A 25,919-nucleotide genomic window follows, 5' to 3' on the forward strand; every position below is an offset into this window, starting at 1 on the left:
TTCTCAGGCCGCCAGCGGCGCGTCGCACAAGCTGACCATCAGCTCGCGCCAACCGGCAAGCTCCGGCTTGCCCGGTTTGCGCTCGCCGAAGAACTGCACGATCAGGTCGCCGTTGGCCGCGTAGACCTCAAGCGACGTCACCCAGCCATCGGACGTGGGCTTGTTCACCACCCAGGCCGAGGCGATGGCGGTGGTGTCCAGGTGCAGGTTGAACGTCGGGTCGAGCACGTTGAACCAAGGGCCGGTGCGGCGCAACTGCTCAACGGGGCCGGTGTGAATCTGGATCATGCCGCGGTTGCCCACGAAGCACATGATGGACAGGCCCGACTCCGCCGCCGATTGCAGCATGCGTTCAACGGCGTCCGCCGGCACCGGCTGCGCCAGGTCTTCACCGGCCGCAGCCAGCGCCGCCAGGCGCGACACCTTGAACTTGCGCAGCAGCGGGAAGAATTCGTGCGTGTCCTTCATACCGAGCCACGCCTCGCGCCATGCAGCGGCGTCGCCGACGTGATCGGCGTCGGTGGCGGGGGCATACGCGGTGGATTCGGGCCATTGCGCGTCGCCCGCAAACTTTGCGACCAGCGCATCGTAGGCGGCCGCATCGGTGGCGTCGGTGCGGTAGACCTTGTGTACGGCCACGCCCGCGGCATCAAAGAATTGCAGGCTGTGGCGGCCGTCTTGCTCAACCGCCCACGCTGATTTCCACGCGGTGAAGAACACGCGCAGATCAATGTCGGGCCCCAACACAATGCCCACCGGGCCGTCGGCCTGGATGTCCAGGTAAGCGCCATGGCGCTCGTGCACGCACCAGTCGTTGCGCGTCAACGCCATCACGTCGCCCAACGTGCCCAGCTCGCGGAAAATTTCTTGCGGCGTGCCATGCAGCGCCGTGGACTTCACACCGGCACAGCCCGCGGCAATCCACTCCGCTTCGGACACGCCCAGCGCCTGCGCCAGATTGCGCGCACGCAGATTCGGTTGCGTCGCGGCCAGCGCGTCGTTGCGGGTGCGCAGGGCTTCAGCGCGGCTGTTGAAATCAAGATTCGTCATCGTAGGCCTCCGGCCAATGGGTTCTTCAGTGAAGCCGCCGCCGGCCCCGGAACCTATCCGGGCGGCGGCGGCGCGAGATCAATACTGGTAGGTCAGCGACACGCGCACGCTGCGCCCCGGCTCGGTGTACCAATCCACCGTGCGCGGCAGCGCGATCGAGCCTGCGGTCGGCACGTTGATGGCCTCCCAGTACTTCTTGTCGAACAGGTTGAACACGCCAGCCTGCACTTGCAGCCCCTTCACCGCGGCGGGGCGCCAATAGCCCATCACGTCCACGACACCATAGCCCGGCGCCTGGAAGTCGGCATAGCCGGCGGCCGGCGGGCCATCGGGGTATTCAACCTTGTCACGCTTCAAGGCGGTGGTGAGCATGGCGTCCACGCCCCACACATCGCGGCTGTAACCCACGCCCAGCACGGCTTTCAGCGGCGCCACCGAATTCAGGTATTGCCCGGTGTTTTCATCTTTGCCCACGGCCCATGCCAGCGAGCCCCACGTGCGCCAACCCGGCGAGAACTTCCAGTGTGCGCTGGCTTCGGCGCCATAGATGCGGACCTTGGCGCGGTTCACGTTGCCGGTAATGCCCAACGGATATTGCCCCGCCCAACCGGGCTGCCACTGCGGCGAATTGGCGTCCAGCGGTTGATTGCTATCGATAAAGTTCTGATAACGATTATCAAACAACGATACCGCAGCACCCAGGTCGTCGGAACCGATCTTGGCGCCCAATTCCCAGCCCTTGCTGGTTTCCGGCTTCAGGTAGGGATTGCCCACGCGCAGATAGGTGCCTGGGCCGCCGTAGTTGGTGTAGAGCTGGCTGGCGCTAGGAGCCTTGAAGCCGTAGGCGTACTGGGCGTAGACGCTCAGCGATTCCATGGCCTTCCACGTGCCAAGCAGCTTGGGCGAGAAGCGGCTGCCGCTATTGGACGGCGGCAAGGCGCCAGCGTTGGGATTGCTTTCGTAGCTGGCGGTGGACTGCGGCTTTTGTTCGTAGTGGTCGTAGCGCAACGCTGGCGTCAGCGTGTAGCGGCCGTCGGCAAAACTGAATTCGTCTTGCACCCACAACGCCCATTGGTTGCCCTTGGACTCTGGCACGTCAGCCTGGTTGGTGTGCAGCATGTCGCACGAGCGCGGGCCAAACGGCGCGGGCAAACCCGGACGAATGGCAGGGCAGTTGTCATAGCCGGTGGAGTTCTGCTCGGTCTTGTTGCCATACCACTCGCCGCCCACCGTCCACACCTGCGACACGGACTCGCCACCCAGCCGCTTGGTCAGTTCGCCGTTCACGCCGAACAAAGTCTGTTGGATGGAGTTGCTGCGGCCGTAGGGTCCGCTGGGATAGCCGTACTTGAAGGGATCGCCAGGAATCGCATAAGCGCGCGAATCCACGCTGCGCACGCCATCCAGCGCGTTGTCCAGCCGCAGCCGCGTCCAATAGACGACGGCGGTGGCGGTGTCGATCAGGCCGCCTTCGCTGGGCGCCTTGTACGAATAGTCGAACGACACGCGCTCGCGCTCGGTTTCTTTCTTCGTGCTGTTTTCGCCGTACAGGTAGGACGTGCCAGCACCCTGTTCGTACATGTTGTCGATGTCGGCGCGGCGCTTGAAGTATTCGCCCGTCAGGCCAAAGCGGTGGCCGCCGTCGGCGCGCTGCTGCAACTTCAACAGGAAGCTTTGCTGGTCGTAGTCTTCGGGGCTGGGCTGGCTGCGCTTGGGGCCATAGCCGCCCACGTCGCCACGGTTGTCCAGGTCGTGCCCGTTGCGCACGCCCGCTTGCACCAGCCAGAACGTATTGCTGTGAATCTGGCCCGCCAGCGCTGCGTTCGCGCCCCAGCTGGCGTCGGCGGAATCGTAGTCGGTCTTGGCGAGTGCGCCGAACGTCTTGCCGTCGGTCAGCAGGTCGGACGGGTCCAGCGTATACAGGTCGGCAATGCCCGAGATGGCGCCGGAGCCGCCGCCCGTCGCATCCGCGCCGCGCACGATGTCCAGCCGCGACAGGCTGTTGAAGTCCACGGATTCCAGGCCGCCCTTCACGCCGCGCGCGCCGTCATCCAGCCACGGCAGGCGGATGCCATCCACGCGGGTCAGCACGCGGTCTTGATCCAGGCCGCGGATGTTGATGCTGTTGTTTGACCGGTTGAAGCTCACGCCGGGTTCGGCGCGCTTGCCCAGATCGCTCCAGTTGCGGATTTGCAGATCGTCCAAGCGCTTGCGGTCGGTGCTGGTTTCCCAAGCGGGCGTCACGACCGCGCCCTCGCCTTCCACTTTCACCGGCGCCAGCTGCGTCACGCCCGGCTGCGGCGCGGCTTGCAGAACGAACACGCCGGCGCTGCGCTGTTGCACCGCCAGGCCACTGCCATCGAGCAAGCGCGTAAAGCCCTCGCCCACCGAGTACGTGCCATCCAGCCCTGCCGTGCGGCGTTGACCCACCAGCCGGGCGTCAAACAGAATCGTCACGCCCGCGCTGTCGGCAAAGCGCGGCAGGGCTTCCGCCAGCGTGCCGGCCGGAATGCGATAGCTGCGCGCCGCGCCCTGGCTGACCGATTGTGCGCTGGGCGAAGCCTGCGCCTGCGCCACCGCAAGCGGCAGCATCACGGCGGAGACGGCGGCAAGCGCCAGCGCGGCATGCACCGCGCCGCTCAGGCGGGTCAAGCGCGGCTGCGCGTCCGGGGAGGTTCGGGAGCCGCTTGCGCGGCCGGCGGGGAGATAAGCCATGGTCGTCCTTTCGATCCAACGGGTATCGGCATTCGTTTGCCTATACAGACCATGACCCTCGTGATTCGCGAATCGGACAGCTTCGATGCAGGTTTTTTGTAACGGCGAAAAAATCATGCCGCTGACGCGCGCGGCCCGATGGTGACCCAGTACGGCGTGCGGGTGCGCACTTGCACCGGCAAGGTGGCGGGCAAGGCCGCCAGCACCGCGTCGGTATCGCTTAGCTGGAATGCGCCCGAGATGCGCAGGTGCGCTATCTCGGGGTCGCAGCGCAGGACGCCCGGGCGATAACGCCCAAGCTCAGACGCGAACGCATCCAGCCGGAGTTGATTGGCGTAGAGCACCCCGCGCATCCAGTCGCTGGCGTGCGGGTCAGCGGGCGCCGCGTCCGAGACACCGGCCTCGGTCAAACTGCCCTGCTCGCCCGCCGACAGGCTCAGCATGCGCCCGGGGTGCGCGCCGCTTGCAAGGCGAACCTGCCCTTCTTGGACGCTGACGTGGCATTGCCCACCCATTTGCCGGACGCAGAAACGCGACGGCGGGGCTTCAATGTCGCCCAGGCTCGTGCGCACGACGAAGGGCCGCGGATGCAGCGATGCCTCGGCCACGGCGTGGACGGCGATCTCACCCGAGCGCAGACGCACCAGCCGCGTCGTCGCGTCAAACGCCACATCCACCGCGCTGCCGGTATTCAGGTGCAAAGACGATCCATCGGCCAGCATCACGTCGCGCCGTTCGCCGGCCGCGCTGCGATAGTCGGCCGTCCAGTTCAACGGGTCTGCGCGCCAGGCGGCCCAGCCCACCGGGCCTGCCACCACCAGCGCCACCAACGCCTTCAAGGCCGCGCGGCGCTGCGTCAGTTCGGGCCGGTTCAGCGTCGCCATGCCAAGCGCCGTGGGGATCAGGCCGAAGCGTTCATTCACGCGTTGCGCGCGCTGCCAGGCGGTTTCGTGCTCGGCCTTGCTGGCGCGCCATTGATCGCAGGCATGCACGTCGGCATCGGTTGCGCGGCCGGAACTCAGCCGCAACAGCCAACGCGCGGCAACGCGCGCCACATTGCGTTCAACGGCGGGCAGCTCGCCCGTCTGCGTGCTCACGTCACCGCCATGATGCATTGCTCGAACCCCCGGGCGATGTAGCGGTGCACCGACCGCAACGACACGTTCAGCCGCTGCGCGATTTCGCCATGGCTCAGGCCTTCCAGCTGCGCCATCAGAAACGCCTGACGCGCGGGCAAGGTCAAGCCCGCCAGCATTTCGTCGATTTCCTGCAAGGTTTCCAGAATGATCAGCCGTTGCTCGGCCGACGGCGCCACCGCTTCGGGCATCAGCGCCAGCGCTTCCAGATACGCGTTTTCGACCGACCGGCGGCGATGGTGATTCATCAGCAGCCGCTTGGCGATCGTTGTCAGGTAGGCGCGCGGTTCACGCAGCGCGTCCAGCTCGTGGCGATGGCGCAGCACCCGCACGAACGTGTCCTGGGCCAGGTCCGCCGCGTCGAAGGTGTTGCCGAGTTTGGCGCGCAACCAGTTATGAAGCCACCCATGGTGGCTTCGGTACAAAAGTTGCACGGTGTCGCCTGAAGCGAGCACAGGGTTAGACACGACAGGCTCCCGGAACGCAAAAATACAAATAGCAATCAATCTCATTCTAAATGCAAAACCATGATTCTGGTCAAGTCCGCGCGGGATTGTGTTGCGGCGATATCATGGGGACAGACCGGCCGCAATCCGCGGCCATTCACTACCCGGACCTCGCCATGTTCTATAGCGTCTTGAAATTCATCCACGTGATCGCCGTGATCCTGTGGGTTGGCGGCATGCTGTTCGCGCACTGTTTCCTGCGGCCGGCGGCCGCGAAGTTGGAACCGCCCGTGCGCTTGAAGCTGATGGCGTCCGTGCTTGGCCCCTTTCTGAACGCCGTGCTGGTGGCCATCGTGCTGATCCTGCTGACGGGCATGTCGATGATCGGCCAAGCAGGCAGCATGGCCACACAGTCTGGCGGCACGTTCTTCATGCCGCGCAGCTGGACGCTGATGGCCGGTGGCGGCATCGTGATGATGGTGATCTTCGGCCACATCCGCTTTGCGCTGTACAAGCGCCTGGCCGCCGCGGTGGCCGCGTCTGATTGGCCCAAAGGCGGCCAGGCCATGGCCGGCATCCGCCGCTGGGTGGGCGTGAACCTGATCCTGGGCATCGCCATCGTGGCGATCGCCTTCCTGGCCTAGCCGGATACCAGCCGCGCCGGCCAGCTATCGGCCAAGTGGCGGCTGGTATCGGAATTCTTTTGACTGGTGCAATACCCCGTACATCCGCGGCACCCACACTGCGGATGACTCTCGCGGGTCACGTCAACAACGATAAGGGATTCCCCATGATCAAACGTGCATTGCACCTGGCCGCCCTCGGCCTGTTCGCCACCTCGTTCGCCGCCCACGCCGCCGCGCCTATCGACAACAGCGCCCTGGAAAAACCCGAGTTCCGCGCCCACAAGGCGACCTATGGCGTGGTCTACCGCCTGCCGCAAGACGTCAACGCCGTGCTGGACGCCAAGATCAACGGCACGCTCAAGCAAGACCTGTTGGCGCTGGGCCTGAAGACCGAGGCCGAAACGCCCAACATGCCGCACGTGACCGTGATGCACCTGCACAGCGCCGACCCGGAAACACCCGCCCGCATGCTGAAGGCGCTGCCCAAGCCGCCCGCCCCGTTGCAGGTGACGCTGAAAACCTTCTACCCGACCGAAGCCGCCAAGGGCGCGGGCCATCCGTGGTGGCTGGACCTGGGCGTCGTCAAAAGCGGCCAGGGTTTTGAAGACATGATGCGCTACAACACCGTGACCACCGCGGCGCTGGCCCCCTTGCGCGACGGCCCTCTGCCGCGCGTGACCGGCCCCGTCTACGCCAAGATGAGCGACGCGGGCAAGGACCTGGTCAAGACGATGGGTGTCAGCGGCGTGAACATCATGCAGGACGGCAAAGAGGTGCGCGCCCACAACCCGCACACCACGCTCGTCTACAGCATGGCGATGTACGACACCCGCCTGCAGGACGCCATGAAGCAGGAGTCCGACAAGTTCAACGCCGTGCTGCCTGAAGGCATCAACACCACCTTCAAGGACGTGTCCATCGTCGAGATCGGCTTTGCCGGTAACGTGGTGCGTGAGATCTACCGCGTCAGCCTGGAAGACGGCTCGGCCATTGATGTGGCCACCGGCAAGAAGGTCGGCGGCTAACGTCCCCGGGCGCGGGCGAGGCGCACGGCTTCCCGTCAGCTGCCACTTTATGGCAGCATTGCGCGAATCCTCTCTCTGACTGCACGGGCGCTGTCCGCCCGCCCCGCCCCATGTCCCGCACTGAACGTCTCCTGGACTTGCTCCAGACCTTGCGCCGCCACCGCCTGCCCGTCAGCGGGCAGCGGTTGGCGACGGAAATGGGGATCAGCCTGCGCACGCTGTATCGCGACATTGCCACGCTGCAATGCCAGGGCGCTGAAATCGAAGGCGAGCCGGGCGTGGGCTATGTGCTGCGGCCCGGCTTCATGCTGCCGCCGCTGATGTTCAGCACGGAAGAGATCGAAGCGCTGGTGCTGGGCACGCGCTGGGTGGCGGGCCGCACGGACGAACGGCTGGGGCTGGCGGCGCGCAATGCGCTGGCGAAGATTGGCGCCGTGCTGCCGCAAGAGCTGCGCGACGAGCTGGACGCCATTCCCTTGCTGGTGGCCCCTAGCCCCTATGCAGTGATCGACCGGGTCGATGTGGCGCTGATCCGTCAGGCAATTCGCTCGGAGCTCAAGCTTGAAATCAATTATCGCGATGACAAGGGCGCGGAATCCGCGCGCGTGATCTGGCCGTTTGCGCTGGGGTTTTTCGATAGCGTGCGCATCGTCATGGCCTGGTGCGAACTGCGCGGCGACTTCCGCCATTTCCGCACCGACCGCATCGCATCCCTTGCCGCCAGCGAGCGCTATCCGCGACGCCGCCACCAGTTGTTGAAAGAGTGGCGCGCGATCAATCACGAGCCCAAGAAATGCTGATGCACACTACTGCCAAAAACTGACAGTACCCCTGCCTACCATGAGCGCATTACCCACCAGGAGCGCATCATGTCCGAATCGAACTACGTCCTTTTTTACGTCGAAAAGCCCCAAGCCAGCGCGGCGTTCTACAGTGCGTTGCTGCAACGCCAGCCGGTTGAAAACTCGCCCACGTTTGCCCTCTTTGTGCTGGACTCCGGCCTGAAGCTGGGCTTGTGGTCACGCTACACGGTGGAGCCGGCGGCGGCCGGTCGCGGCGGCGCATCCGAACTGGCCTTCTCGGTTGCCGATGCCGACTCCGTCAACCAGCGTCATCTGGAATGGAGCCTGCGCGGGCTGCCCATTCTGCAAGCGCCCACCGATATGGATTTCGGCCGCACGTTTGTGGCGCTGGACCCGGACGGGCATCGGCTGCGTGTGTTCTCGCCGGCCCCGGCCAATGCCCCCGCAGAACCCAACGAACGCGCCGCAGCCGCCTACGCCGCGTAACGCCAACGCGGGCTTGTCCCATGGCGCACGAGCCCGCGTGTTCGATCAAGCCGCTGCTGAAAACAAGTCCGTCATGAACTGCGTGGACTTGATGCCGGTGCCTGTCAGCAGCACCACCGTGCGTTCACGGGCCTGAATGGCGCCGCGTGCTTGCAGCACGTCCAGGGCCGCGGCGGCCGTGGCGCTGGTGGGCTCTGCATACAGGCCCGAGAGCGCCAGCTTTTTCACGGCGGCCACGATGTCGGCTTCCGGCACCGCCACCGTCTGGCCGCCACTGGCGCGCACCGCCTGCAATACCTCGCGCAAGCGCACGGGATGCTTGATGGCCGTGCCTTCCGCCACCGTCGGCAAGACCTCGCGTGGCACCGCGCCGTCTGCGCCCGCCTGAAAACTGGCGTCCACCGGCGAACAGTTCAACGGCTGCGCCACGAACAGCTTGGGCAGGCGGCGGATTTGCCCGGCCGCCAGCAGCTCGGCGAAACCGATGGCGCAGCCCAGCACATTGCTGCCGGCACCCGCCGGGATGACCACGTTGTCAGGGGCCTCGAAGCCGAAGTCTTCCCACATCTCGTAGGCGATCGACTTGGTGCCTTGCAGGAAAAATGGCTGCCAGTTGTGGCTGGCGTAGAAGATAGCTTGCGACGCGCGTATGGCTTCGGTCTGCGAGTTCTCGCGCGGGCCTTCGATCAGGCGCACGTCGGCCCCGAACGCGCGTATCTGCCCCACCTTTGCCTGCGACGTATAGGCCGGCGCAAAAATGGTGACGCCCATGCCCGCCGCCGCGCCAAACGCCGCAATGGCGGCCCCGCCGTTGCCCGAGCTATCTTCCGCCACGGCGTGGATGCCAATCTGCCGCAACCACGACAGCATCACCGCCGCGCCACGGTCCTTGAAGCTGCACGTCGGGTTGAACCATTCCAGTTTGAAATGAGGCCGCAGGCCGCCCCAGGCGCGCTCGACCATCGGCGTGCAGCCTTCCCCCATCGACACGGGCTGCGCGATATCGGCGGGCAAGGCCGCGCGATATCGCCAGATCGAACGTTCGCGCGTATCGATGTCACCGCGCGAAATACCCGGCAGCGGCGACATCATCAACGGCGTTTGCGCGTCGGAACACCAGCGCGCATCGGTAATGGGATATTGGCCGCCGGTCAGCGGGTCAACGTAGCAAGGCTGGGACATGATGAAGGCAAAGGGGAACGGGAAAGCGCCAGTCTAGGGTGAACGTCCGCATTAGCGTTGCAATATCATGTTGCGATAAACGCAACGGAAAACTCGCACGGAGAACCCGCATGGAACGAGGCGCGCTATGGGAATACCAGGTGTTTTGCGCCGTGGCCGAACGCCAGAGCTTTGTCGTGGCGGCGCGCGCGTTGGGCGCGTCACCCAGCGCCGTGACCCGCGCGGTGCAGGCGCTGGAACGCCAGGTGGGCGCACAGCTGCTACTGCGCAGCAAGAGCAGCGTGGTACTGACCCCGCAAGGCGAAAGCTATTTTCAGTCTGCGCGTGAGCTTCTGCGCCTGGAGGCGCAGGCGCGTGATGATTTGCAGGACGCGCAAGGCGGCGTGCAAGGCCGGCTGCGTTTTTCAGCGCCCGACCTGCTGGGCGTTGCCCTGCTGCCCGCCGTGTTGCGCCGCTATGCGGACGCGCACCCCGGCGTCAGCATGGACATTGTCTATACCGACAAGGGCATCGACCCCATCGCCGAAGGCCTGGACTTTGCCATACGCGGCGGCTTCCCGGCGTCCAGCGAGCTGCTGGGCGCGCGGCTTTGGCCGTATGAGCGGCTGCTGTGCGCCAGCCCCGACTACGTGCAACGCATGGGCTTGCCGCGTGAACCCGAAGAGCTGAAGCAGCATCGGTTGGTGATGCATACCGGGCCGCGCGTGCTGAAGGACTGGCATTTGCGGCAAGACAAACGCATCGTCCGCCTGCATGCCGAGCCCGCGGTGCGCGCCAGCAGCGGCAGCGGCGTGATGGCGATGGTGCTGCAAGGCATGGGCATCGCGCGGCTGGCGGATTGGGCGGCACAACCAGAGATTGACCGCGGCGCGCTGGTGCGCGTGTGTCCGGCCTACACCGTAACGTCGGCGCAAGGCGCCGCGCCGCAGATGCATGCCGTGTACGGGTCGCGCTCGCTGCCGGCGCGCGCCCGCGCAATGCTGGCGGCCATTCGGCAAAGCATAAGCGGGCCGGGGCGCTAAGCCCCGGCCCGCTCGTTGTGCTGTCGAACTTGCTGTCGAACTTGCTGTCGATCCGGCTGTCAGCCCCGCTGACTGCGCGTCTGCAACATCACCGTTTCGCCGCGCTTCTTGAACAGCAGGAAATACAGCGCAGCCAGAATCAGCAGGAACGGCACGCCAAACACCAGCGTCATCTTGAACACGTTGGTGAAGTACGTCGTGACCAGAATCGCCAGCATGGCCACCGCGCCCAACCAGGTCAGCACCGGAAAGCCGGGCATCCTGAATGACAGCGCCGCGCCACCCTCACGCGCCCAGCGGCGGCGGAAGAAGTAGTGCGTGATGAAGATCATCATCCATGTGAACAGCGCGCCGAACATCGAGATGGCCATCATCAGCGTGAACGCCGTGTCGGGATACAGCACCTTCAGCACCACGGCAATTGCAATGCCGCTGGTGGACAACAGCAGCGCGTTCAACGGCGTGCCGCTACGCGTCAGGCGGCCAAACAGCGACGGCGCGTGACCGGCGCGCGACAAGCTGAACATCATGCGCGTCGTGATGTAGAGCTGGCTGTTCATGGCCGACAGCGCCGCCACCAGCACGATGAAGTTGATGACGCCCGCCGCGCCCGGAATCTCAAGCGCCAGCATCACCTTCACGAAAGGGCTGCCTTCCTTGCCCGCTTCGTTCCACGGCACAATCGCCAGAATCAGCGCCAGCGTCAGCAGATAGAAGACGACGAGCCGGACGATAGTGGCGCGAAACGCCTGCTTCACCGCGCGTTCGGGGTCTTCGGCTTCGCCCGCCGCCACCGCGATCATCTCTACGCTCAGGTAGCTGAAGATCGAAATCACGACCGCAATCCACATGCCCCACAGGCCATTCGGGAAGAAGCCGCCATGCGACGTGTACTGCGCGACGCCATATTGCGGATTGCCCCAGACCACATACGCGCCCAGGATGATGAAGGCCACGATGGCGGTGATCTTGATCGTAGAGAACCAGTATTCGATGGTGCCAAACGCCTTGACGCTCATGGCGTTGATGACAATCAGCGCCCCCGAAAACACGCACACCCATTGCCAGCCGGGCACGTCCGGAAACCAGAAGCTCATGTACTCGGCCACCGCCGTGACTTCGGTGCCCACCGCCAGCACCACGCACGACCAGTAGGCGTAGCGCACCAGAAAGCCCGCCAGCGGGCCGATGTAGTGCTCGGCGTAGGCGCCGAATGAACCCGAGGTGGAATGCGCCACGGTCATTTCGGCCAGGCACCCCATCAGCAACAGCGTGATCAGCCCGCCGATGGCGTAGCTGATGATCACGCTGGGGCCGGCAAAGCCGATGGCGAACTTGCTGCCCAGAAAGAGGCCCGTGCCAATGGCGCCCCCAATGGCGATCATGCTCATCTGGCCCGAGGTCAAGCGCCGCTTGAGCCCCTGTTCACGTTCGGCGATCTTGCCGAATCCTTGTTGTTTTTGCATTGTCTCCTCCTGTCCTGCGCTCTCTGTATTTATAGATATGTGGCCGATAGGGCCTGCGCGATAAGGCAACGCTTAGCCGTTCAGGTCACGGCAGACCGTTGCTTGAATTCGGGCGCGTCCCAGGCGCGGCTGTCCAGCACGTCTTTCAGGATATCCACAGCATCCCATACGTCGGCGTAGCCGAAGTACAGCGGCGTGAGGCCAAAGCGCAAGACTTCGGGCTCGCGGTAGTCGCCGATGACGCCGCGTGCGATCAGGGCCTGCATCACCTCGTAGCCATTGGGATGGCGGAAGCTGACGTGGCTGCCGCGTTCGGCGTGGTTGCGCGGCGTGACGAGCGTGAGCGGATGGCCTTCGCAACGTTCTTCGACCAGCGCGATGAACAGGTCGCCCAAGGCCAGCGACTTGCTGCGCACTTGCGCCATGTCGGCGGCGTGAGCGACGTCCAGGCCGCATTCCACCAGCGACAAGGACACGATGGGCTGCGTGCCGCACAGGTAGCGGCGGATGCCGCCCGCCGGTTCGTAGGCCACGGCCATGTCGAACGGGCGCGTGTGGCCCCACCAGCCGGACAGCGGCTGCCAGAAGTCCTTGGTGTGGCGCGGCGCCACCCAGATGAAGGCGGGCGAACCCGGGCCGCCGTTCAGGTACTTATAGGTGCAGCCCACGGCAAAGTCGGCGTTGGCGCCGTTCAGATCCACCGGCACCGCGCCGGCCGCATGCGCCAGGTCCCAGATGGTCAGCGCGCCGCGCTCGTGCGCCAGGGCGGTCACGGCGGCCATGTCGTGCATCTGGCCACTGCGGTAGTTCACATGCGACAGCAGCATCACGGCGACGGAATCGTCCAGCGCCTTGTCCAGCGGCAGGTCGTCGTCGATCAGGCGCATTTCGTAGCCCTGCTCGAGCAGGTCGATCATGCCCTGGATCATGTAGAGATCGGTCGGGAAATTGTCGCGCTCGGACAGGATGACGCGGCGTGCGGGTTGCTGCTTTTGCTGAATGCGCAAGCCGGCGGCCAGCGCCTTGAAGATGTTCAGCGAGGTGGTGTCGGTGACCACCATTTCGCCTTCGCGCGCCCCCAGCAGCGCGCCCAGCTTGTCGCCCAGACGGGCGGGCAGTTCAAACCAGCCGGCCGTGTTCCAGCTGCGGATCAGGCCAGTGCCCCATTCGTTCTTGATGACGCCGGCTGCGCAGGCGGCCGCAGTCTTCGGCATGACGCCCAGGGAATTGCCGTCCAGGTAGAGCACGCCGGGCGGCAGCTCGAAGCGGTCTTTCAGGGGGGCCAGGGGGTCGTTGCGGTCGGCGGCGACGCAATCTTCGCGGGTAGTCATGCAATGCTCCTTCGGGGCAAAATTCAACAAACAGGATAGCAGCGTGGTCAGGCCTGAAAATTGCAAACCCGGGCGTGGCTTACCCTAAGTTTTCGCAGTAAATTGCTTCCATATCAAAATATTCGAATTGGATTGCACGATGCTTTTAGACGCGATTGACCAGCGCATCCTGTACCGCTTGCAGGAAAACGGGCAGCTCAGCAATCAGGATCTGGCCGAACAGGTGGCGCTGTCGCCCTCGGCCTGCCTGCGCCGCGTGCGGGCGCTGGAGGAAGCGGGGTTCATTCGCAACTACCGGGCGGTGCTGGACGCCGACAAGCTGGGCTTTGAGCTTGAGGCCATTGTGCATGTGTCACTGGACCAGTCGCGCCCGGGCTGGCACGAAGCGTTCCTGGCCGGTATCGCCGCGCATGACGAAATCACCGAGGCCAGCATCGTGACCGGCGCGTCGAACTACATCCTGACCGTGCGCACACGCAATTTATCGGCGTTTTCGCAGTTCGTGGAAGACAAGCTCAGCAAGATCGCGGGCGTGCGCGACCTGTGCTCGCATATCGTCATGCGGAAAGTGAAAGACCGCGGCGGCATGCTGCCGCTGGCCAGCTGGCGCTAAGCGGGCCTGCCCTAGGCATCAAGCCGCCGAGCCGTAGCGCAAAAACCCAAACACCGTCACGAAATGGCAGGCTGATCCGCCCATCACGAACAAATGCCAGATGCCGTGGGCATGCCGCCAGCGTTTGTCGTTGACGTAGAACAGTGTGCCGACGGTGTAGGCCACCGCGCCCGCCAGCAGCCAGGCCAACCCCGCCGAGGACAAGGCGCCCGCAATCGGCGCGGCGAACATCACGCCCAGCCAGCCCATCGCCAGATACAGCGGCAAGGCGGGCGCCGCGCCGCGCGCCCACCAGAGTTCGCGGCTGATGCCGATGGCGGCCAGCACCCAGATCGCCACGCCCATGACGCCGCCCCAGGCGTGCTGCACCGGGCCAAACGCCAGCGGCGTATACGTGCCGGCAATCAATAGATAGATGGCGCAATGGTCGGCCTTGGCCCAGCGCGCCTTGTTCGGGCCGCGCGTGCAGTGATAGAGCACCGACGAGGCATAGACGGCAATCATCGACGCCGCGAATACGGCGCAAGAGATGATCTGGCGCGTGGCGACGTTCAGTTCGGCCGCCCGGGTGATGAGCACGCTTGAGGCGGCCACCGCCAAGGCCAGCCCCGCCAGATGCGTGGCGCCGTTGAAGCGCTCGCCTTTGTACATACGTCCTCCTTGGACACCGGCGAACCGCCGGCGTCTGCCATCTTGGGCCCGGCCTGTGACAAGCTGACGTCAGAGGCCAACACCCATGGCCGCATCTGACGTCAATGGCTCACGCCAGGCCGCAATGGCGACCGGAGGTCAGGCGATGAAATCCACCGCCGCGGGAAAACCTTCCACCGCACGCGCCGCCAGAATGGCGCGTTGCACGGCAATGGCCATGGCTTCGGCCGCCATGACGCCCAGCAGCATCACGTTGCCCGGCTTGCCGGACGTGCCGGTGCCAAGCGCGAAGATCGTGTCGCCGTCCATCATGGTGTGTATCGGGTTGATCGTGCGGGCCAGGCCGTCATGCGCCATGCCCGCAATTTTCTGCGCCTGCGCCTTCGTCAATTGCGCGTCGGTGGCCACGACGCCGATGGTGGTGTTGGTGCCGGCGCGCATCGACTTGGGCAGATCGCCCGCAAGAATGGCTGCGCGCGTGTCCAGCAGATGCTTGCCGTCGGCCGTGCGTGCGCCCGCCAGGATGCGCCCGGTGGCCGGGTCCAGCACGTCGCCCACCGCGTTGACGGCAACGATGGCGCCCACCGTCACGCCCGCCACGGTCAGCGACGCGCTGCCAATGCCGCCCTTCATGGCGCGCTGCGGTCCATAAAGCTTGCCGACGGTGGCGCCCGCCCCTGCGCCGACGTTACCTTCCTTGGGCGCATCGGTGGTGGCGGATTTGCACGCCTGATAGCCCGCCGCCGCATCCGGGCGGATGGATGCATCGCCCACGCCCAGATCAAACAGAATGGCCGACGGCACAATCGGCACGTGCGCCACGCCCACGTCAAAACCAATCTTCTTTTCTTCCAGATAGCGCATGACGCCGCTTGCGGCATCCAGCCCGAACGCGCTGCCGCCCGACAGCACAATGGCGTGCACCTTTTCCACCATGTTCACGGGATTCAGCAGATCGGTTTCACGCGTGCCGGGCGCGGCCCCGCGCACATCGACCCCGCCGGTTGCGCCCGCTTCCGCAATGATGACCGTGCAGCCGGTGGGGCGGCGGGTATCGGTGTAATGGCCCACCCGCAAGCCCGACACCTGCGTGATGCTGCCCCCGCCCGGGGTCAGCCGCAAGCCGCTGGCGCCTTGCGCCGGCATCACGCCCGCAAACGCCGCCGACCCTGCCGCCGCCATCATGAAAGCCCGCCTGTTCCATTGCTGTTCCACACCGATCTCCGTCCCGTTGCCGATTGAATGAAACCCCCGCCGGCTGGCCGCCAAACGAGGGCAAGTTTTGACTGGCAGTTATATTTTTACTATTCCTTATGCTTTGTGGAAAAATAGGCGCGTTGATAGAGTGCGGCTACGTCTGAGGGCATTGCACATCCCCATGCTCTCAAGAATGACACCGATCATCCGTGGAGCCTTGCCATGAAACTCTTCCGCTCGTTGTTCATCGCCGGCCTTATCCAGGCCGCAGCCCTTTCCGCCGCGCACGCCCAATCGGGCCTGGACCAGATCAAGTCCGCCGGCACCTTCAAGATTGGCACCGAGGGCACGTACGCGCCCTTCACCTTCCACGACGCATCGGGCCAGCTTACCGGTTTTGACGTGGACATTGGCCGCGCCATCGCCGAACGCCTGGGCGTGAAGGCCCAATTCGTCGAAGGCAAATGGGACGGCCTCATTGCCGGCCTTGACGCCAAGCGCTACGACGCCGTGATCAACCAGGTCGGCATCACCGAAGCGCGCAAAGCAAAATACGACTTTTCTGATCCGTACATCTCATCGGCCGCCGTGCTGATCGTGCGCGACGACAACACCAGCATCAAGTCGTTTGCCGATCTGAAGGGCAAGAAGTCGGCCAACACGCTGACCAGCAACTTCGGCAAGCTGGCGCAAAGCCATGGCGCGGAAGTGGTTGCGGTGCAAGGGTTCAACGAAGCCATTGATCTGTTGACGTCCGGCCGCGTGGAAGCCACGGTGAACGACAACCTGTCGTTCCTGGACTTCAAGAAGCAAAAGCCCAACGCCAAAGTCAAAATCGCCGCCACTGACAAGACTGCTGAATTCAGCAATTCCGGCGTGCTGATCCGCAAGGGCAACCCCGAGCTGCAAGCGGCCATCAACAAGGCGCTGGCCGACATCAAGGCCGACGGCACCTACAAGACGATTTCGGTCAAATACTTCGGCACGGACCTGTCGTCGGCGCAATAAGCGGCGGAGACGCTCATGACGCTCCCTTCCTGGCTGCAAGCCGTCATGCCCGATTGGCTGCTGGCGCAAATCGGGTCGTGGACGGTGCCAGCCTGGGTGCAGTTGATGGCCGATTCGTTCTGGCCATTGCTGCATGCCGGCTTGGTGTTCACCGTACCGCTTACGCTGATGTCGTTTGCGCTGGGGCTGGCGCTGGCGTTCGTGGTGGCGCTGATCCGCTTGTTTGGCCCCGCGCCGTTGGTGGCCGTGGTGCGCTTCTATGTGTGGCTGATCCGCGGCACGCCATTGCTGGTGCAGCTGTTCGTGATCTTCTACGGCTTGCCCAGCGTGGGCATTGTGCTGGACCCGCTGCCCGCTGCGCTGATCGGCTTCACGCTGAACGTGGGCGCGTACAACTCGGAAGTGATCCGGGGCGCCATCGAGTCCATCACCAAGGGCCAGTGGGAAGCGGCGTACTCGCTGAGCATGACGCGCGGCCAGGCGCTGCGCCGCACGATCCTGCCGCAAGCCGCCCGCGTGGCGGTGCCGCCGTTGTCGAACTCGTTCATTGCATTGGTTAAAGACACGTCGCTGGCGGCCGTGCTGACCGTGCCCGAAATCTTCCAGGCGGCGCAGCGCATCGCGGCGGTCACGTATGAACCGCTGATCCTCTATACCGAGGCCGCGCTGATCTATCTGGTGTTCAGTTCCGTGTTGTCGGCCGCGCAGGTCCGCCTGGAACGGCGCTTTGGCCAGCACGCCGTGTTTTCCGAGAAAAGCCGATGATCCGCCTGCAAAAAATCGAGAAATCTTTCGGCGGCAATCCCGTGCTGAAGCAGGTGGATGTGAGCATCGCCGAAGGCAGCGTCACCGCACTGATCGGCCCATCGGGCAGCGGCAAGAGCACCTTGCTGCGCTGCGTGAATCTGCTGGAAGTGCCGGACCGCGGCACGCTGGCCATCGGGCCGGAAACGGTTGAATTCGAGCCAGGCAAAAAGCTGTCGCGCGATCAGGTGCAGCGCGTGCGCAAACAAACCGGCATGGTGTTCCAGAACTTCCAGCTGTTTCCGCATCAGACGGTGATGGGCAATGTCATGGAAGGCTTGCTGACCGTGCAGAAATGGCCGCTGGACCGGGCCCGCGCACGCGCCGAAGAGCTGCTTAAGAAAGTGGGCATGTCGGAAAAGGCTGACGCCTGGCCCGCCAATCTGTCAGGCGGCCAGCAACAGCGCGTTGCGATTGCGCGCGCGCTGGCGCCCGCGCCGCGCGTCTTGCTGTGCGATGAGCCGACGTCGGCGCTGGACCCGGGCCTGGCGGCGGAAGTGGTCGACGTGCTGCGCCAGTTGGCCACCGAAGGCATGACGATGCTGATGGCCACGCACGACCTGCGCCTGGCCGCCAGCGTGTCGCGCGAGGTGGTGTTTTTGCTGGATGGCGTGGTGGTGGAATCGGGCGAATCGCGGTCGATCTTTTCGCGGCCGGCTGATCCCCGCACGGCGACGTTTATCTCGACGCTGACGCAGGACGCAGCGCTGGGGCCGTAGCCCGCCGCTGGGGCCGTAGCCCGCCGCTGGGGTCGTAGCCCGCTTCACGCGCGCCCACCGCGCCAGCAACGCCCCATTTTTAATCGGCCTCTTCAGACACCTTTGATCATTTCGGCGGTAAATTCCCCGCTGGATCGACGGCCTGGCCGTCATAGCGCAGCTCAAAATACAGACCCACCTGCTTGCTGTCGCTGTTGCCCATTTCGGCAATCTTCTGGCCCTGCTTCACGCTCTGGCCTTCCTTGACCAACAGCTTGCTGTTGTGCGCGTAGATGCTGAGGAAGCTGGCGTTGTGCTTGACGATGACCAGGTGGCCGTAGCCGCGCAGTCCGCTGCCCGAGTACGCCACGGTGCCGCCTGCCGCGGCCACCACGGGCGTGCCTGCGGAATTCGAGATGACGATGCCGTTCGAGCCGCCGCCGTCGTAGCCGCGCGTGACCTTGCCTTGTGCGGGCCAGACCAATGAAATCGCACCCGGCGGCGCCGTGCGCCGCTTGCCGGAAGACGAGGACGATGCGCGCGACGTTGCAGCGGGTTTTGATGCCGCCTTGCTGGGCGTGGACGTCCTGGCTTGACCGTCCGGCGGGTCCACCCGCAAGACTTGTCCGACTTCGATCGAATTCGAATTCGACAACTTGTTCCACCGCACCAGATTGCTGACGCTGGTGCCTTGCTTGCGCGCAATCTGCGTCAGCGTGTCGCCCGACTGCACCCGGTAATAGCCGGGCTGGACTTTGGTGGTGCCGCAAGCGGACAACAACGCCAGCAAGGCCACGATGCAAGCCAGCATCCAGAATCGGCCAAGCGGCCGGAGCCGGATCGGGCCAGAGGCGGTTGCGCGGGCGGACTGAGGCAGGGTCGGGGCGGGCAAGGAAAGCACTGAAACCTGGGGCACTGAGTTGGCGGTTGGATGGAAGTGCGTTCAAGGGTACCAAGATTTTCGCGCGCCGTAGTGCGCGAATGCTTCACACCCATTTCGCACCCGCGCCTGAGGCGTGTATAACCCGCTCATCAAGACGCCCCCGTGGCGCCACGAAACCATGCGCTTGCAAGGACAATTATGGTGAAGACCGACACAGTTAGAAGAAATCCGCTCTGCCTGCTTTGGACGATTCCGTACCTGCTGTGCGGCGTGTTCTCGCACCTGCTGAGCGATCCGGTCAGCCACGCCTTGTTCGTCTGGCTGCCGCCCGGCGTGGCGGTCGCGGCCTATCTGCTGACGCCGCGCCGCAATTGGCTGCTGCTGATGCTGGGCTTTTTCGCCGCGCAACTCGTCCTGACGCTGATCTGGCGCGGACAGCCCGCCACGGCGATCGTGTTTGCGGTGACGGGCACCGTCTCGTCGCTGCTGGCCGCCTGGACCGTGCAACGTTTGTCACCACGCTCCGAAGGGCTGGGTTTCGTCGCCGCCCTGTTGGCCGGCGCGGTGGCGGGCGCCGCCGCCAGCGCGTTGCTGGGCGGCGGCTGGCTGTGGCTGACGCAGGAAGCGCATGCGGCGGTCCGTTTGCGCACCTGGGTCACCGCCTATCTGGCGGGTGTGCTGATCCTGGCGCCGGCGCTCACCGGCTGGTCGCAATTCCGGCCGCGCCGCTCCGGTGGCGCGCGCCTGCGTGAACTGGTCATCGGCCTGGTGGCTTATGTGCTGATGATCGTCTCGACCTTCATGACGTTCGACGGCGACATGATCCAGCACCTGCCCTACGTCGTGTCGTTCGAGCTGACCTATCTGCCCCTGGTGTTCGCCGTGCTGATCGCGCTGGTCTGGGGTACACCGGGCGGCACGCTGGCCATGGTGACGCTGATGCTGATGGCGCTGTACCAAAGCGCGCAGGGCGAAGGCCCCTTCCTACAAGCCAATGACCCCTGGCAAGTGCTGTTGGCCACGCAGGTCTATCTGGTGGTCACGGCGCTGCTGCTGTTGCTGGTCAACACCTTGCGCGGCGCGCGGGCGCAAGCGCTGGAAAACGCCGAGCAATGGCGGGGCCGCTTTGATCTGGCGCTGGCGGGCAGCCACCAGTTGATGTACCGCTACAACCCCTATGACGGCACGCTGGAACTGGCGGGCGACGTGCAAGACGCCTTCGGCCTGCCGCCTTCCGCCATCGCGAACCTGGAAGCGCTGATCGCCCACGCGCACCCGGACGACCGTGCACGCCTGTCTTTGCACTGGGCGGCCCGCCGCGCGGGCGCCCAAGACCGCACACCCTTGCTGTTTCGCGTCGCCCACGCGGCGGGCGGCTGGCGGGTGATCAGTGACCGAGGCTCGCCCCTGTCCGACTTCGATGGCAGCGTCGCCGTCGTGGCCGGCATGTGGCGGCTAGGCGACATCGAGGTCGAGCCGGCCAATGTCAACTAACTTACCCGTTCGCGCCGGCACAGGCGCCCTGCTCATTCACGGGCTCGGCGGGACCGAGTACGACCTGGGGTCCATGCACAAGATCCTCAAGCGCGCCGGCATCGAGACGCACAGCCTGACGCTGCCCGGCCACGGCGGAGCGCCAGAGGATCTGCTGTCCGTGCGCATGGAAGACTGGCTGGACGCCGTGACGGCCAAATATCACGAGGTGGCCGCCCGCTACGAGACGCTGCACGTCATGGGCATGTGCCTGGGCGCGCTGCTGGCGGTGGAACTGTGCAAGCGGGTGGGCCACAAGCAGGGCAAGCTGGTGTCGCTGGCCGCCCCCGTCTTCATTGATGGCTGGAGCACGCCCTGGTATCGGGGTCTGCGCCGGCTGGTCTACCGCATCCCTGGCCTGGCGGCGCGCATGCGCGTCGAAGAGGAAGAGCCCTACGGCATCAAGAACGAATTGGTCCGGTCCATCGTCAAGGCCAAGTTCGAACGGGGCGAGAACTTCCACTACCGCTGGGTGCCCCTGGCCTGCGTGCGCGAAGTCGACCGGCTGCGCGCGGCCGTGCGTCAGGGGCTGGACGGCATCGGCTGCCCCACGCTGATCATGCATGCACACGAAGACGAACTCACTTCGGTGCGTTCGGCGCAACTGCTGCACGACGCCATCGCGGGCAGCCAGCTCGTGCTGCTGAACAACAGCTATCACATGATCTGCGTGGACAATGACCGCGATCTGGTGGCCGCAACCGTGCTGCAATTCATGGACCGCGACCCGGCTGCCGTGCAATCGCCCCGCGCAGCCGGGCGCGCGGCCCCCATGGGCGCCGCCGACATCGAACGCATTCTTGAGGCGTACCGGGGCTCGCTGCTGGCCGGTGAATTCGAAACGCTGTTCCCGCTGTTTGCCGAGGACGTGGTCTGGACCGAAGAAGGCGACAACCCCATCAGCGGCGTCTACGAAGGGCGCGGGGCGCTGATCAACTTGTTCTCGCGCTTGATGGACTATTCGCGCAACACCTTCGCGGTCAACGAGGTTGGCCAGCCTGCGCTGTCGGGTCGATCGATTGCGCTGCCCCTGCGCTTTCAGGTGCAGGACGGCGCGGGGCTGTACAACGGCGCGTCCACCCACACGCTGCGCTTACGCAACCACAGCATCACGAAGGTCGTTTCCAAAGCCGATGAACCCCAGCGCGAAGATGCGCTCTGGCGCCGGCTGGCCGCCGCCAGCGGGCTGGAGCCCGAGGGCGACGCCATGGACGAGAGCACCCTGGCGCTTGACGCCAGCGCCTTGCCCGACGCCTTTGAAGCGGCCATCATCGAACTGCGTTCGCTGCCGGCCGCCCCCTCGGCCGCCGTATCGATCCGGCTGACCGCCTACGAACAGCAAGCGCGGCTGGGTGACGCCCCACCGGCGCCCGCCGCTGGCGCCGATGCCCGCGAACAGGTGCGTCACGCCGCATGGCGGCTCTTGTCCGGCCTGCCCGCCGACCAGGCGCAACGCCGCCACATTGCCCTGGTGCGGCGCTTGAAGGCGGGATATTGGCCCGCGGGCATGGACTAGAATGCGGCCATGCCTGACTTGACCCGCCTCCTCCGTCTTCGGAGCGCCGTGCGCGCCCACGGCGTGCTGTGGCTGGCGCTTCTGGCCTTGACCTTGCGCGCCCTGGTGCCAACGGGCTATATGCCCGACGCCCGCGCGCTGCATGACGGCCGGCTCGAAGTCACGTTCTGCTCGGCTGCGGGCGACCTGTCCACGCTGAGCCTGGCGCTGGGCAACCCGCCGGACGGCAAGTCTGCGCATGACGCCGCCGAAACGGGCGCTCAATGCCCCTTCGGGCTGCTTGCGCATGTTTCCCCCGCGCCGCTTGCCGGCGTCACCCCCATCCTGCTGCCCGTCAGCCGGTCTGCACCGCCCCCGCCTGTTTACCAGGCCTTGCCCGCCCTGGCCGCCCAAGGGCCGCCCCTGGGGTCTCGCGCCCCACCCTCGCTGGTCTGACTCCGCCTGATGGCGCGGCCCTGCCGCGCGCCTTGCCGACACGTCGACCCAAGAGGTTTTCATGCGTTACCCCACCCTGTTCGCGCCCACCAGCGCGACGTCTTCTTGCGCGTCTTCCCGCGCGTCCTCCGATGCGCCCGATCTGCGCCGCCGCCTGCTGCTGTCTTCGGTGGCCTTGCTGGCCCCGCTGGCCCTGACCGGCTGCGGCCCCGAGGCCCCCAAGCTGCATGGCATGGACCTGTCCGGCATGCCCGCCGGCGATTTCCAGCTGCAAGACACCAGCGGCCAGCCGCGGACCTTGGCTGACTATCGCGGACACCCCATCATGCTGTTCTTCGGCTTCACCCAATGCCCCGACATCTGCCCGACCGCGCTGACCCGCGCGCTTGAGATCAAAGCGCAGCTGGGCGCCGATGCCGACAAGCTGCGCGTGCTGTTCATCACCGTCGACCCCGAGCGCGACACCGCCGAGATCCTGCGCGCCTACACGCAGGCGTTCGACCCCGGGTTCGTGGGCCTGCGCGGCACCGCCGAGCAAACGCGCGCCGCCGCGCAATCGTTCAAGGTGTTCTACCAGAAGGTTGCCACCGGCTCGTCCTACACCATGGACCACACCGCGCTCACCTACATCATCGACGCCCAGGGCAAGTTGCGCCTGGCGCTGCGCCACCAGCAAAGCACCGAACAATGCGTGGAAGACCTGCGCACCGTGCTTTGACGCCAGTGGCTCCCCGCCACACGACCTCTATATATAGATAGGAGACTTTCATGAAACACCTCTCGCTCAAATCTTTCGCCGCCGCCTTCACCCTGTGCGCCCTGTCCGGCTTCGCGCCCGCCACGCTGGCGCAAGACGCCGCCCTGAAAGTGGAAGACGTCTGGGTGCGCGCCACCGTGCCGAATCAGCACGCAACCGGCGTCTTCATGCGCCTGACCTCGCCCACGGCAGGCCGACTGGTCGGCGTGGAATCCGACGCCGCCAAGCACGTGGAAGTGCATGAAATGGCGATGCAGGACGACGTCATGAAGATGCGCCAGGTGCCGGCCATCGACCTGCCCGCCGGCCAGGCGGTGGAATTGAAGCCGGGCGGCTATCACGTGATGCTGATCGATCTGGCCAAGCAGATCACCCCGGGCGATCACGTGCCGCTGACGCTGATCGTCGAAGACGCCAAGCAGCAGCAACACCGGGTGCCGGTTCAAGCTGAAGCCCGCGCGCTGAACGCCAAGGCAGGCGCCGCCCCCGCGCAGCACGGCCACTGACAGCGCAATGACATCTGTGCTTCAAGCCTGAAATACCTTTCGGCGCCTGAAGCCGGTTTACCTGCAACACCACGGCGCACGCCCGGTCGAATTGAAAAGGCCGGACGTGCGCCGTTTTCACGCCCCGGTCAGGCAGTTCCGCATTCAGGAAATCGTCCGCTGGCCACATCGCGGACGACGGCGCGGCCAGGTTGGCCGCAGGCTATGTTTGCCAGGAGCGTTTCATGAAGACCTTCACCACCACCGTGTTGCTATGCGCCGGCTTGGCCGTCGCGGGCGCCGCCCAGGCGCAATCCGCAGTTCAATCCCCCGCCCCGTCCACCCAGTACAAGCGCGATCTGTATGGCGACTGGCGCGTCACCTACTCCGCCCCCACCGCCAAGAGCTCGGACCAGGTGGCCTCTGAATTGGCGCAGGCGAAAGCCAATGGCCAATACACATTCGGCCAGGAAGACTACCCGCCCCCCGCCGTGTCGACCGCCAGCGAAAGCCGCGCCCAGGTCGAACAGGAATTGCAGCAGGCGCAAACCCAGGGCCAGATGGCGTCCGACCAGGAAGACTACCCGCCCCCGGCCATGGCCCACAGCGGCATGTCTGACATTCATTGACGGGCCGCCATCTTCAGCGAATATTGGGGACGCACATATCCGCCCCGATGCCAGCGTGCTGCGCTGAATCACCATACAATGCCTGCACGTCCACCGTCGGCGCCCCACTCGGGCCCGGCGGCAGCCGGCCCCTTTGGCCGCGCGCCGGACGCCTGCGTTCCGCGCCGCCGGGCGCTTGACCCGCCGGCGGGCCGCCGGCACCTACGTGTCTGGATATGCCCGGTAGTTCCGCTTTTTCATTCCTGCGTACCTTATGCAGCCTGCGCTGGCTCGCCATCGCGGGCCAGGCCGCCACCATCTTGCTGGCCAGCAGCGTGCTGGGCCTGGACCTGCCGCTTGAGCCCCTGTGGATCGGCGTGGGTGTGCTGATCGGTTTCAACGCCTACGCCAGCCTGCGGCTGCGCCACCCCCGCGACTTGTCCCACATCACGGCCTTCGGGCATTTGCTGGTGGACATGGCGGCGCTGTCCTGGATGATCGGATGGAGCGGCGGCATCAGCAACCCGTTCGGCATGATGTTCCTGATCCTGACCGCGCTGGCGGCGCTGGCCTTGCCGCGCAACTGGGCGTTCGCGGCGGCGGTGGCCGGCATTTCGGGCTATGCGGCGGCGGCCATCTTCGGCCAGCCCCTGCGCGGGGATGTGGACACGCATTCCCTGCTGCTCTGGGGCCTGGGCGCGAATTTCCTGATTTCGGTCGTGGTGGTGCTGGTGTTTTCGACCCGGCTGGCCGCCGACCTGCGCGCCCGCGAGCGCGAACTTGCCCGCCTGCGCGAACGCTTCACGCGTAACGAAGGCATCGTGGCCCTGGCGACCCACGCCGCCGCGATGGCGCACGAATTGAACACGCCGCTTGCGACCATGACCCTGCTGACCGACGAAATCGCCGCCGAGGTCAAGGACGAAGACGTGCGCGAAGACGTGGCCACCTTGAGCCAACTCCTGGCGTTGTGCCGGGAACGCATCCGCAATCTGGCGGTCCCAACTGCCGTTGATCTGGTTCGCGTGGTGGGTCAATGGCGGCTGATCCGGCCGACGATCGACCTGCAACGCTCGGGCACGCTGCCCACCAGCTTGCGGGTGGACCCGGCCATCGCCCACTTGTTGCAGGCCTTGCTGAACAACGCGGCCGACGCGGGCGAAGCCGCCGAGGCCCCCCGCGTGGACCTGCATCTGGAATATGGCTATGGCGCCTTGCGCGGCGAAGTGCGGGATTACGGACGGGGCTTCGACCCCGACCAGACCCTGCTGCCTGCAACCAGCCTGTTCAACAGTGGCAAACCGGGAGGGCTGGGCGTGGGCCTGGCGCTGTCGCACGCCACCGTGGAACAACTGGGCGGCGAAATGACCATGACCGCCGCTGCTGGGGGAGGCACCCGCATCCGCTTTTACCTGCCCCTGGGCAACCCCGGAATTTGATTGT

General features: G+C 65.5%; 26 protein-coding genes. 16 read left to right on the forward strand and 10 right to left on the reverse strand.

Features of this window, described 5'->3' with window-relative positions:
- Positions 1-3 precede the first annotated feature (3 nt).
- The 4 genes from HV765_RS14090 to HV765_RS14105 form a co-directional block, all read right to left on the reverse strand.
- Positions 4-1,050, reverse strand: coding sequence for a hemin-degrading factor (locus tag HV765_RS14090; RefSeq protein WP_175170069.1), 1,047 nt, complete (start codon positions 1,048-1,050; stop codon positions 4-6).
- Positions 1,051-1,128: 78 nt separating this feature from the next.
- On the reverse strand, positions 1,129-3,765 hold the full coding sequence (locus HV765_RS14095; protein ID WP_175170070.1) for a TonB-dependent receptor: 2,637 nt from the start codon (positions 3,763-3,765) through the stop codon (positions 1,129-1,131).
- A gap of 113 nt (positions 3,766-3,878) precedes the next feature.
- Positions 3,879-4,862: a FecR domain-containing protein gene (locus HV765_RS14100; RefSeq protein ID WP_420840119.1), complete on the reverse strand. Its 984-nt coding sequence runs from the start codon at positions 4,860-4,862 to the stop codon at positions 3,879-3,881.
- Positions 4,859-5,368: a sigma-70 family RNA polymerase sigma factor gene (locus tag HV765_RS14105; RefSeq protein WP_054422631.1), complete on the reverse strand. Its 510-nt coding sequence runs from the start codon at positions 5,366-5,368 to the stop codon at positions 4,859-4,861. The genes HV765_RS14100 and HV765_RS14105 overlap by 4 nt, the downstream gene beginning before the upstream one ends.
- Before the next feature lie 155 nt (positions 5,369-5,523).
- Between HV765_RS14105 and HV765_RS14110 the strand changes: the two genes are divergently transcribed.
- The 4 genes from HV765_RS14110 to HV765_RS14125 all read left to right on the forward strand — a co-directional run bounded on the left by HV765_RS14110 (position 5,524) and on the right by HV765_RS14125 (position 8,287).
- The gene (locus tag HV765_RS14110) at positions 5,524-5,991 is read left to right on the forward strand and encodes a CopD family protein (RefSeq protein ID WP_054423300.1); all 468 of its coding nucleotides are present in this window, start codon (positions 5,524-5,526) and stop codon (positions 5,989-5,991) included.
- Positions 5,992-6,137: 146 nt separating this feature from the next.
- Complete coding sequence (locus tag HV765_RS14115; protein ID WP_175170072.1) at positions 6,138-6,998, forward strand: hypothetical protein; 861 nt, start codon at positions 6,138-6,140, stop codon at positions 6,996-6,998.
- Positions 6,999-7,108: 110 nt separating this feature from the next.
- On the forward strand, positions 7,109-7,798 hold the full coding sequence (locus HV765_RS14120) for a helix-turn-helix transcriptional regulator (RefSeq protein ID WP_054422633.1): 690 nt from the start codon (positions 7,109-7,111) through the stop codon (positions 7,796-7,798).
- A gap of 69 nt (positions 7,799-7,867) precedes the next feature.
- Positions 7,868-8,287: a VOC family protein gene (locus HV765_RS14125; RefSeq protein WP_054422634.1), complete on the forward strand. Its 420-nt coding sequence runs from the start codon at positions 7,868-7,870 to the stop codon at positions 8,285-8,287.
- Positions 8,288-8,332: 45 nt separating this feature from the next.
- On the opposite strand, the gene HV765_RS14130 is transcribed toward HV765_RS14125, so the two are convergent.
- Positions 8,333-9,469 (reverse strand): threonine synthase, encoded by a 1,137-nt coding sequence (locus tag HV765_RS14130; protein ID WP_175170073.1) that lies wholly within the window; start codon positions 9,467-9,469, stop codon positions 8,333-8,335.
- A 110-nt stretch (positions 9,470-9,579) separates the two neighbouring features.
- Between HV765_RS14130 and HV765_RS14135 the strand changes: the two genes are divergently transcribed.
- On the forward strand, positions 9,580-10,491 hold the full coding sequence (locus tag HV765_RS14135; protein WP_175170074.1) for a LysR family transcriptional regulator: 912 nt from the start codon (positions 9,580-9,582) through the stop codon (positions 10,489-10,491).
- 59 nt (positions 10,492-10,550) lie between these two features.
- On the opposite strand, the gene HV765_RS14140 is transcribed toward HV765_RS14135, so the two are convergent.
- Positions 10,551-11,957, reverse strand: coding sequence for an amino acid permease (locus tag HV765_RS14140; RefSeq protein ID WP_175170075.1), 1,407 nt, complete (start codon positions 11,955-11,957; stop codon positions 10,551-10,553).
- Positions 11,958-12,037: 80 nt separating this feature from the next.
- Positions 12,038-13,288: a kynureninase gene (gene kynU / locus HV765_RS14145; RefSeq protein ID WP_175170076.1), complete on the reverse strand. Its 1,251-nt coding sequence runs from the start codon at positions 13,286-13,288 to the stop codon at positions 12,038-12,040.
- A gap of 139 nt (positions 13,289-13,427) precedes the next feature.
- Between kynU and HV765_RS14150 the strand changes: the two genes are divergently transcribed.
- Positions 13,428-13,901, forward strand: a complete 474-nt coding sequence (locus HV765_RS14150; protein ID WP_054422639.1) for an Lrp/AsnC family transcriptional regulator — start codon at positions 13,428-13,430, stop codon at positions 13,899-13,901.
- A gap of 18 nt (positions 13,902-13,919) precedes the next feature.
- Here HV765_RS14150 and trhA read toward each other — a convergent pair whose 3' ends face one another.
- Positions 13,920-14,552: a PAQR family membrane homeostasis protein TrhA gene (gene trhA / locus HV765_RS14155; RefSeq protein WP_054422640.1), complete on the reverse strand. Its 633-nt coding sequence runs from the start codon at positions 14,550-14,552 to the stop codon at positions 13,920-13,922.
- A gap of 138 nt (positions 14,553-14,690) precedes the next feature.
- Positions 14,691-15,737: a P1 family peptidase gene (locus HV765_RS14160; RefSeq protein WP_054422641.1), complete on the reverse strand. Its 1,047-nt coding sequence runs from the start codon at positions 15,735-15,737 to the stop codon at positions 14,691-14,693.
- A gap of 234 nt (positions 15,738-15,971) precedes the next feature.
- Here HV765_RS14160 and HV765_RS14165 point away from each other — a divergent pair, with 234 nt between their 5' ends.
- The 3 genes from HV765_RS14165 (at position 15,972) to HV765_RS14175 (ending at position 18,280) form a co-directional block, all read left to right on the forward strand.
- Entirely contained in the window at positions 15,972-16,757 is a 786-nt protein-coding gene (locus tag HV765_RS14165) for an amino acid ABC transporter substrate-binding protein (RefSeq protein WP_175170077.1), read from the forward strand.
- Positions 16,758-16,841: 84 nt separating this feature from the next.
- Positions 16,842-17,522 (forward strand): ABC transporter permease subunit, encoded by a 681-nt coding sequence (locus HV765_RS14170; RefSeq protein ID WP_054423301.1) that lies wholly within the window; start codon positions 16,842-16,844, stop codon positions 17,520-17,522.
- Positions 17,519-18,280, forward strand: a complete 762-nt coding sequence (locus HV765_RS14175) for an amino acid ABC transporter ATP-binding protein (protein WP_175170078.1) — start codon at positions 17,519-17,521, stop codon at positions 18,278-18,280. The genes HV765_RS14170 and HV765_RS14175 overlap by 4 nt, the downstream gene beginning before the upstream one ends.
- A 106-nt stretch (positions 18,281-18,386) precedes the next feature.
- On the opposite strand, the gene HV765_RS14180 is transcribed toward HV765_RS14175, so the two are convergent.
- Positions 18,387-19,070 (reverse strand): peptidoglycan DD-metalloendopeptidase family protein, encoded by a 684-nt coding sequence (locus tag HV765_RS14180; protein WP_054422644.1) that lies wholly within the window; start codon positions 19,068-19,070, stop codon positions 18,387-18,389.
- 270 nt (positions 19,071-19,340) lie between these two features.
- Here HV765_RS14180 and HV765_RS14185 point away from each other — a divergent pair, with 270 nt between their 5' ends.
- The 7 genes from HV765_RS14185 to HV765_RS14215 all read left to right on the forward strand — a co-directional run bounded on the left by HV765_RS14185 (position 19,341) and on the right by HV765_RS14215 (position 25,915).
- The gene (locus tag HV765_RS14185) at positions 19,341-20,636 is read left to right on the forward strand and encodes an MASE1 domain-containing protein (RefSeq protein ID WP_175170079.1); all 1,296 of its coding nucleotides are present in this window, start codon (positions 19,341-19,343) and stop codon (positions 20,634-20,636) included.
- Positions 20,626-22,191 (forward strand): acyl-CoA-binding protein, encoded by a 1,566-nt coding sequence (locus HV765_RS14190; RefSeq protein ID WP_175170080.1) that lies wholly within the window; start codon positions 20,626-20,628, stop codon positions 22,189-22,191. Before HV765_RS14185 ends, HV765_RS14190 begins: the two co-directional genes overlap by 11 nt.
- Positions 22,192-22,239: 48 nt before the next feature.
- Positions 22,240-22,626: a DUF2946 family protein gene (locus tag HV765_RS14195; protein ID WP_254600567.1), complete on the forward strand. Its 387-nt coding sequence runs from the start codon at positions 22,240-22,242 to the stop codon at positions 22,624-22,626.
- A gap of 61 nt (positions 22,627-22,687) precedes the next feature.
- Positions 22,688-23,344 (forward strand): SCO family protein, encoded by a 657-nt coding sequence (locus HV765_RS14200; protein WP_175170082.1) that lies wholly within the window; start codon positions 22,688-22,690, stop codon positions 23,342-23,344.
- 50 nt (positions 23,345-23,394) lie between these two features.
- A complete protein-coding gene (locus HV765_RS14205) occupies positions 23,395-23,889 on the forward strand; it encodes a copper chaperone PCu(A)C (RefSeq protein ID WP_054422648.1) in 495 nt (164 codons plus the stop codon).
- 224 nt (positions 23,890-24,113) lie between these two features.
- Positions 24,114-24,497, forward strand: a complete 384-nt coding sequence (locus HV765_RS14210) for a DUF4148 domain-containing protein (protein ID WP_175170083.1) — start codon at positions 24,114-24,116, stop codon at positions 24,495-24,497.
- A 215-nt stretch (positions 24,498-24,712) separates the two neighbouring features.
- A complete protein-coding gene (locus HV765_RS14215) occupies positions 24,713-25,915 on the forward strand; it encodes a HAMP domain-containing histidine kinase (protein ID WP_054422650.1) in 1,203 nt (400 codons plus the stop codon).
- Positions 25,916-25,919: the final 4 nt, after the last annotated feature.

The organism is Achromobacter kerstersii, assembly GCF_902859595.1.
Taxonomy (GTDB): domain Bacteria; phylum Pseudomonadota; class Gammaproteobacteria; order Burkholderiales; family Burkholderiaceae_B; genus Achromobacter; species Achromobacter kerstersii.